This is a genomic window from Acidovorax sp. (genome assembly GCF_046339755.1).
Lineage (GTDB): Bacteria > Pseudomonadota > Gammaproteobacteria > Burkholderiales > Burkholderiaceae_C > Acidovorax.
On the sequence record NZ_JBKDTZ010000008.1, the window covers coordinates 80,430 to 87,640 of the forward strand.

Here is a 7,211-nt window from a genome sequence, read left to right on the forward strand (position 1 = left end):
TTTTGAATTTTGCATGCAAAAAATTGGCGGATCAATCGCTGTGTTTAAGGGTATTCCTGCATGCAATTGTGTTTTTTGCATGCAAAACTGAAGAAAGAAAGGACGCTCCATGCTTCAACTCGACTTTCACCCTACTGGCCGCCACTTCCTGCAGATCCCGGGCCCGAGCCCGGTGCCAGACCGCATTTTGCGGGCGATGAGCCTGCCCACCATCGACCACCGGGGCCCCGAGTTCGGGGGCCTGGGGCTCAAGGTGCTCTCGGGCATCCAGAAGATCTTCCAGACCCGGCATCCGGTGGCGATCTACCCCGCATCGGGCACGGGCGCCTGGGAGGCGGCCCTGTCCAACACCCTCTCCCCGGGCGACCATGTGCTGATGTTCGAGACCGGGCACTTCGCCTCGCTGTGGCAGAAGATGGCCACGCGCCTGGGCATCTCCACCGAGTTCCTCGCCTGGGAGGGCAAGGACGAGCACCTGCCCCTGGCTGGCGGCTGGCGCCGTGGCGTGCAGGCCGACCTGATCGAGGCCCGGCTGCGCAAGGACACGGAGCGCAAGATCAAGGCCGTGTGCGTGGTGCACAACGAGACCTCCACCGGCGTCACCTCCGACATCGCCTCCGTGCGCAAGGCCATCGACGCGGCGGGCCACCCGGCGCTGCTGATGGTGGACAGCATCTCGGGCCTGGCCAGCGCCGACTACCGCCACGACGAGTGGGGTGTGGACGTGACCATCAGCGGGTCGCAGAAGGGCCTGATGCTGCCGCCGGGCATCAGCTTCAACGCACTGTCGCCACGCGCGCTCGAGGCATCGAAGAAAGCCACGCTGCCGCGCGCCTTCTGGGCCTGGGACGAGATCGTGGAGATGAACAAGGACGGTTACTGGCCCTACACGCCCAACACCAACCTGCTGTACGGCCTGTCCGAAGCCATCGACATGCTGCTGGCCGAGGGGCTCGACAACGTCTTCGCGCGCCACCAGCGCTGGGGCGCGGGCGTGCGTGCCGCCGTCAACGCCTGGGGCCTGCCCATCCAGTGCGCCGACCCGGCCGTGTACTCGCCCGTGCTCACCGGCGTGATCACCCCCGAAGGCGTGGACGCCGATGCGCTGCGCCGGCTCATTCACCAGCGCTTCGACCTGTCGCTGGGCACGGGCCTGGGCAAGCTCAAGGGCCGCATGTTCCGCATGGGCCACCTGGGTGACAGCAACGACCTCACGCTGATCGCCATGGTGGCGGGTGTGGAGATGGGCATGAAGCTCTCGGGCATCGCCCTGGCCGGCAGCGGCGTGCAGGCCAGCATGGATTACTTCGCCAGCCACGCGGCGCCTGCCGCCCTCAAGAAGGCTGCCTGAGCCCCTGACCTTGTTGTTTTGATGGATTGAACGGCCGGCGTCTGTGGGAGGCGCCGGCCCGCTTGCATGTGTTTCTTTTTGCCACTGGCCGTGCACGCATGCGGCCAGGGCTTTCTGTGCTGAGTTCATTCAACCCGGCCTGCACAAAAAAGGGCCAACGAAGGAGACAAGCGATGACGATGAAGAGACGTTCCCTGATCCAGTCCGCGGGCGCGGCGGTGGCCACGCTCGGCGCCCCGCGCCTGTTCGCGCAGGAGTGGCCCAGCGGCCCGGTGCGCATCATCGTGGGCTTTCCGCCCGGGGGCGGCACCGACGCGCTGGCACGCGTGGTGGCCACCAAGCTCGCGACCATGTGGAAGCAGTCGGTCATCGTGGAGAACAAGGCCGGTGTCTCCGGCGTGCTGGCGGCCGAGTACGTGGCGCAGCAGCCCGGCGATGGCAGCACCCTGCTCATGGCGCACATCAACAGCCATGCGCTGGCGCCCAGCCTGCAGCCCAAGCTGCGCTACGACGTGCAGCGCGACTTCGTGCCCATCGTGATGGTGGGGGTCACGCCCAACCTGCTGGTCGCAGGGCCGGGGCAGAAGGCACTCACCGTCAAGGAGATCGTGGCCCTGTGCAAGGCCGAGCCGGGCAAGGTGAGCTTCGGCTCGGCCGGCCCGGGATCGGCCCAGCACCTGGCGCTGGAGATGTTCAAGCTGCAGGCGGGTGTGGATGCGCTGCACGTGCCCTACAAGGGCAGTGCACCCGCGCTGGCCGACCTCATGGGCAACCAGATCCAGTACTGCTTCGAGACCATGACAGCCGCCACGCCCCACGTCAAGGCCGGCAAGATCGCCGCCGTGGCGCAGACGCGCACCAAGCGCGCCAAGGGCCACCCCGGTGTGCCGACCATGCAGGAGCAGGGCTTTCCGGGCTTCGAGGCCACCACCTGGTACGGGCTGGCCGGGCCGGGCAAGCTACCATCGGGCGTGGCCGACGGGATCAACCGCGATGTGAACACGGTGCTGGCCATGCCCGACGTGCAGGAGCGCCTGGACACCTACGGTGCCGAAGACGGCGGTGGCACGCGCGACAAGTTCAAGGACTTCATTGCCACCGAAATCGCCAAGTGGGGCAAGGTGGTGAAGGACGGCAACGTGAAAGTAGAGAGTTGAACAACGATGGCTGAACAGGACCCGACGACCGCATTGACCCACGCCCTGGTCGCCGCATGGCAGGCCGGCCGCACCATCAGCGCCCTGCCCTGGGGCAGGGCGCTGGCCGATGCGGCGGCGGCCTATACCGTGCAGGAGGCGGTGGGCCACGCCATGGGCTGGTTCCCGCCCGGCCCGGCGCGGCACTGGAAGTCGGGCGGCCCGAACCGCCAGGCCGTGCTCACGCATGCGCCGCTGCCGCCCGCAGGTGTGCGCAGCAGCCCGGCTGACTATGGCGACATGCGGTTCCACAGCATCGGCATCGAGTCGGAGATCGCATTGCGCCTGGGCCAGCCGGTGTCGCCCGCGCAGGCGGAGGCGCTGACGCCCGAGACGGCCGGCATGTTCGTCGATGCGATGGCGGTGTCCATCGAGATCGTGGACTCGCGCTGGCAGGAGGGCGGCGAGGCACCGGCCCTGCTGCGCCTGGCGGACCTACAGTCGCACGGTGCTTTGGCGCTGGGCGAATGGGTGCCGTACGCGGCGCGCGACTGGGCGGCGCAGCGCTGCACCACGCGCATCGGCAGCCGTGAGCCCGTGGTGCGCAGGGGCACGCATCCGCTGGGGGACCCGGCCTGGCTGCTGCCCACTTGGCTGCGGCATGCCACGCGCAATGGTGCGACGGTGGCCGCAGGAACCGTGGTCACCACGGGATCGTGGGTGGGTTTGCTGCCCGCCGCCAAGGGCGAGGCGGTGGACGTGGAATTCGACGGCGTGAGCCGCGCCTCGCTCGTTCTTTAGAACGAGGAGCCGGGCTGCGACAGGAACTCGGTTTCCTCGGCGGTGGACTCGCGCCCCAGCACCTGGTTGCGGTGCGGGTAGCGGCCAAAGCGCACGATGATGTCGCGGTGCCTGATCTCGAAGGCCAGGTTGTTCTCCAGACCCGGTTGGTCGAACAGCTCCATGGCCTGGGTGTGGATGGCCAGCGACTCACTGTGCATGTAGGGCATGTAGGCAAACGCGCGCTGGGCCATGGGCAATGCCTTGTGCTGGCCGCTGGCCACGAGTTCCTGCGCCAGGGTCAGGGCCTGCGGATCCTGCGCGAAGGCGCCGGGCGTGTCGCGGTAGACATTGCGCGAGAACTGGTCGAGCACGATGATCTCGGCCAGCCGCCCTTCGGGCGTGGCGCGCCAGGGCGCCAGCTCGCACTGTTTCGCGGCCTGCAGCGTGGCGCCGAAGCGGGTGGCAATGGTCTGGTCGAGCCCCTCGTCCTTCACGAATTGCTGCTGGGGCGTGAGTTCCTGGAACCAGAACCGGAGGATGTCTTCTTCGCTGTGCATGGGCAATGGATCTGCGGATAGGGGGCCGCCATCATAGGTGCTGGCCTGCGGTTCGGTCAGCCGAACTGGTAGGAGGCCATGGCCACCTCCATGACATGGTCGACAAAGACCCGGTGGCCTACGTCGGCACCCGCGGCGCCGGCCACCACCATCAGCGGGATCAGATGGTCCTCCTGCGGGTGGGCCAGGCGGGCACCGGGCGCGTCCTGCCAGTGCACCAGCATGTCGTTGCGCTGCTGCGCGCTGGGTGCGGTGATGGCGGTGTTCAGGAAGGCTTCGAAGGCCTCGGCCACCGGCGCGGACTGCGGCCGGCCGAAGCCGCGCATGTTGTGGTAGGTGAGGCCGCTGCCCATGATGAGGACGCCCTCGTCGCGCAAGGGTGCGATGGACTGGCCGAGGCGGATGTGCTCTGCCGGGTCGTAGCTGGACTTCATCGACAGCATGACCACTGGCACATCGGCCTCGGGGTACATCAGGCTCAGGGGCACGAAGGTGCCGTGGTCGAAGCCGCGGTGGGCGTCTTCCCTGCAGCGGATGCCGGCGGCGGTCAGCAACTCGCCGACGCGAGCTGCGAGCGCCTTCGATCCGGGGGCCTTGTATTGGATGCGGTAGGTGTGCTCGGGAAAGCCGGTGTAGTCGTACTCCATGGGCGGGTGCTCGGCGGTGGAGACGGTGAACTCCTGCGCCTCCCAGTGGCCGGTAATGACCAGCACGGCCTTGGGTTTGTCGGGCAGCAGGCCGGGCATGCGGGCGAATTCGCGTGCCGTCTTGGCAAACTGCTGCTTCATGCCGTCGACCCACGGCCAGGGGCCGCCGCCGTGCGAGACGAAGAAGGTGGGAAAGGTGGGGGTGGTCATGCGGCTCCTTGGCCCGGGGAGAGGTTAGGTTCCCGGTGCGATGGATCGAATATAGGGTCCATCAGAAGGCGCACAAGCTGGCAGGGCCGGGACACACTGTCCGGCAGGCAGGACAATCGAGGCCCGCTCCACACCTTGCGGTCAGGGCTGGAGCGGAGGGCCGGTTGGGTCAGTGCTTTGTCAGGCGGATCTTGCCGTCGCGCACGTACTGGTTGTACTGGTCTTTCGGGATGGCTGCAGAGCCCACAATGTCATCTTCCACCGACCAGCTGAGCGTGGTGCTGTCGGGCGAGGTGATCAATTCCACCGGGCCTTCGGGAATGACGATGGGCGCGCCATCGCCAGGGGTGTAGGTCACATGGCCGTGGATGGTGGCGTGCTGTGTGTGTGCTGCTTGTGTCATGGCAAATCCTCGTGCGGCAGGGCCGCTATTGGTATCTGCCCATTACAGCGCTGCGCGCGACCGCGCATTGTGGGACCACGCGCCGTGCCGGTGCGGGGCGGGGGCTCAAGGCGGCAGTACCGCCTGCTGCGTATGGCGCTCGGTGCGCACCAGGTACAGCCCGCTGCCGATGATGATGGCCCCGCCGATCAGGGTGTAGGCGCCCGGCACGGCCTGCCACAGCACCCAGTCCAGGCCCATGCCCCAGGCCAGGGCGGTGTACTCGAACGGCGCGACGACCGAGGCCTGGCCATGGCGGAAGGCCTCGGTGATCGCCAGTTGGCCCAAAAAGCCCGAGACCCCCATGGCAGCCACCAGCGGCCAGTGCGATGCGTCCAGCACCTTCCACTGCGGCAGGGCCAGGGCCGTGGCGCCCAGGGCCAGCATGGCGGTGGTCCAGAACACCAGGCTGGCGCTCGAGTCGGTGCGCGTGAGCAGTCGCCCGGCAATGGCCGAGACGGCATAGCCCGTGGCTGCGCCCAGCACGGCCAGCGCGCCCACGGAGAGCATGGCCTCCTGGCTCGGGCGCAGTGCCACCACCACGCCCACCAGGCCCAGCACGATGGCCACCCAGTGCGCGCCGCGCACCTTCTCGCCCAGCACCACCGTGGACAGGGCGGTGATGAGCAGCGGGGCGATGAAGAACAGCGTGTAGGCCTCGGCCAGTCCCAGCTCGCGCAGCGCAAAGGCGAACAGCGCCAGCATGGTGATGTTGATCGCGCCGCGCAGCAGGTGCAGCGGCCAGCGCACCTTGAGCAGGCCGCGCACCTCGCCGCGCCACAGCACGTACAGCGTCACCAGGGGCAATGCGGCCAGCCCGCGCATGGAGGCGACCTGCATGGCCGGGTAGCTGCCCGACAGGGTCTTGAGCAGTGCGTCCATCACCGAAAAGCAGCCCACCGCCAGGCACATGGCGATGATGCCGCGCAGGTTGGCCGAGAGGGGCGCTGTGGTGGAGGTGGACTGGCTGGATGGGGTGGCTTGGGTGCTGGGCTCAGCCACCGGCGGCTCCAGGCGGTGCAATGGCTGCAAGGGCAGCCGGGGTGGGGTAGGGCATCATGGCGGCAATCAACACATCGTGGGCAACGGGATCGGTGCCCGACGCGGTGCGCAGGGCTCTGTAAAAAGTGTAGCCCAGGCCTGCTGCCAGCGGGCTGCCAGCATTCCCATGCCGCGAGACGCCTGCCCTACCGGCTGATCAATCGGCCTTCGTGGTTTCCTTTTCGTTGCCACTGCGCTGCGAACGGCCCTGCGTCGCGTCGTGCAGCATCGGGATGGCCCAGAGCACAGCCAGGGCCAGCACGGTGCTCAGCACCGCCGTGACCTCGCGCCCCAGGCCGGCGGCCACGCCGATGGCCGCCGTGAGCCAGATGCCGGCGGCGGTGGTCAGGCCCCGCACCTGGGACTCCCCATCGGCATCGCCCTTGAGGATGGTGCCGGCGCCGAGAAAGCCGACACCCGCGACGATGCCCTGGATCACGCGGCTGTTGTCCGCCGGGCCGATGCCGACCTGCTGCGCCACCAGCACGAACAGCGCGGCGCCCATGGCCACCAGCATGTGGGTGCGCACGCCGGCGGCCTTGCCCGCGTGCTCGCGCTCCCAGCCGAGCAGGCCGCCCAGGACGCCGGCGACCGTGAGGCGCACGACGATGCGGGTGGCTTCGCCGGCGTCGGGGACGTCGGAGAATTCGGAGGCAATGGTGGTGGCGATTTGTTGCCACCAGGCTTGGGATGCGTCAGCCATGGCGGCGGCCTGGTTGGGGAGGGCTGTGGTGGTGTGTTGTGGTTATGGGGGCGCGCATGGCATCTCCGGGTGCCGTGCCCACTGCGGGCACTGGCGACAATGTGCTTGCTTGTTGCTTGGGGCGCTAGCAGCGGAATTCGAGTTTTTGGGTAGGACGCGGCCGACGCTCGGTTGTGCGTTCATGGTTGCTGCGTGCTTTGGCTGAGTGCGGAGGCCGGGATGTGCGCCCGGCGGCGCAGTAACTTTCTCTTGGGCCGCTGTATAGACCGGGGACATAGGAAACAGGTGTGCCAGGACATACGAAACACATCCCGCTCAATTGGAGATGGTTTTGTAGTCCG

At 67.9% G+C, this 7,211-nt stretch carries 8 protein-coding genes; 3 read left to right on the top strand and 5 right to left on the bottom strand.

All coding sequences use genetic code 11. From position 1 onward, the window contains the following. Positions 1–109: 109 nt before the first annotated feature. From ACK59X_RS00725 to ACK59X_RS00735, 3 genes are all read left to right on the top strand, one after another. Positions 110–1,351, top strand: a complete 1,242-nt coding sequence (locus ACK59X_RS00725) for a pyridoxal-phosphate-dependent aminotransferase family protein (RefSeq protein ID WP_409954538.1) — start codon at positions 110–112, stop codon at positions 1,349–1,351. Between the two features lie 173 nt (positions 1,352–1,524). Further along, entirely contained in the window at positions 1,525–2,508 is a 984-nt protein-coding gene (locus tag ACK59X_RS00730; RefSeq protein WP_409954539.1) for a Bug family tripartite tricarboxylate transporter substrate binding protein, read from the top strand. A gap of 6 nt (positions 2,509–2,514) precedes the next feature. Beyond that, positions 2,515–3,288, top strand: a complete 774-nt coding sequence (locus tag ACK59X_RS00735) for a fumarylacetoacetate hydrolase family protein (protein ID WP_409954540.1) — start codon at positions 2,515–2,517, stop codon at positions 3,286–3,288. Here the strand turns inward: ACK59X_RS00735 and ACK59X_RS00740 are convergent. The 5 genes from ACK59X_RS00740 to ACK59X_RS00760 form a co-directional block, all read right to left on the bottom strand. Beyond that, positions 3,285–3,827: a DUF924 family protein gene (locus ACK59X_RS00740; protein ID WP_409954541.1), complete on the bottom strand. Its 543-nt coding sequence runs from the start codon at positions 3,825–3,827 to the stop codon at positions 3,285–3,287. The genes ACK59X_RS00735 and ACK59X_RS00740 overlap by 4 nt on opposite strands. Before the next feature lie 56 nt (positions 3,828–3,883). Then, the gene (locus tag ACK59X_RS00745) at positions 3,884–4,684 is read right to left on the bottom strand and encodes a DODA-type extradiol aromatic ring-opening family dioxygenase (protein ID WP_409954542.1); all 801 of its coding nucleotides are present in this window, start codon (positions 4,682–4,684) and stop codon (positions 3,884–3,886) included. A 169-nt stretch (positions 4,685–4,853) separates the two neighbouring features. Beyond that, entirely contained in the window at positions 4,854–5,087 is a 234-nt protein-coding gene (locus ACK59X_RS00750) for a hypothetical protein (protein ID WP_409954543.1), read from the bottom strand. A 105-nt stretch (positions 5,088–5,192) separates the two neighbouring features. Then, positions 5,193–6,128 carry a DMT family transporter gene (locus tag ACK59X_RS00755; RefSeq protein WP_409954546.1) on the bottom strand — a complete coding sequence of 312 codons (936 nt, stop codon included), beginning with the start codon at positions 6,126–6,128 and terminating at the stop codon, positions 5,193–5,195. Positions 6,129–6,324: 196 nt separating this feature from the next. Beyond that, positions 6,325–6,870: an MgtC/SapB family protein gene (locus ACK59X_RS00760; protein ID WP_409954544.1), complete on the bottom strand. Its 546-nt coding sequence runs from the start codon at positions 6,868–6,870 to the stop codon at positions 6,325–6,327. Positions 6,871–7,211 lie beyond the last annotated feature (341 nt).

What these genes read in the sequence shown, in the direction of transcription:
- ACK59X_RS00725 (WP_409954538.1), top strand. Translation starts at nt 110, where the DNA reads ATGCTTCAACTCGACTTTCACCCTACTGGCCGCCACTTCCTGCAGATC.
- ACK59X_RS00730 (WP_409954539.1), top strand. Translation starts at nt 1,525, where the DNA reads ATGACGATGAAGAGACGTTCCCTGATCCAGTCCGCGGGCGCGGCGGTG.
- ACK59X_RS00735 (WP_409954540.1), top strand. Translation starts at nt 2,515, where the DNA reads ATGGCTGAACAGGACCCGACGACCGCATTGACCCACGCCCTGGTCGCC.
- ACK59X_RS00740 (WP_409954541.1), bottom strand. Translation starts at nt 3,827, where the DNA reads ATGCACAGCGAAGAAGACATCCTCCGGTTCTGGTTCCAGGAACTCACG.
- ACK59X_RS00745 (WP_409954542.1), bottom strand. Translation starts at nt 4,684, where the DNA reads ATGACCACCCCCACCTTTCCCACCTTCTTCGTCTCGCACGGCGGCGGC.
- ACK59X_RS00750 (WP_409954543.1), bottom strand. Translation starts at nt 5,087, where the DNA reads ATGACACAAGCAGCACACACACAGCACGCCACCATCCACGGCCATGTG.
- ACK59X_RS00760 (WP_409954544.1), bottom strand. Translation starts at nt 6,870, where the DNA reads ATGGCTGACGCATCCCAAGCCTGGTGGCAACAAATCGCCACCACCATT.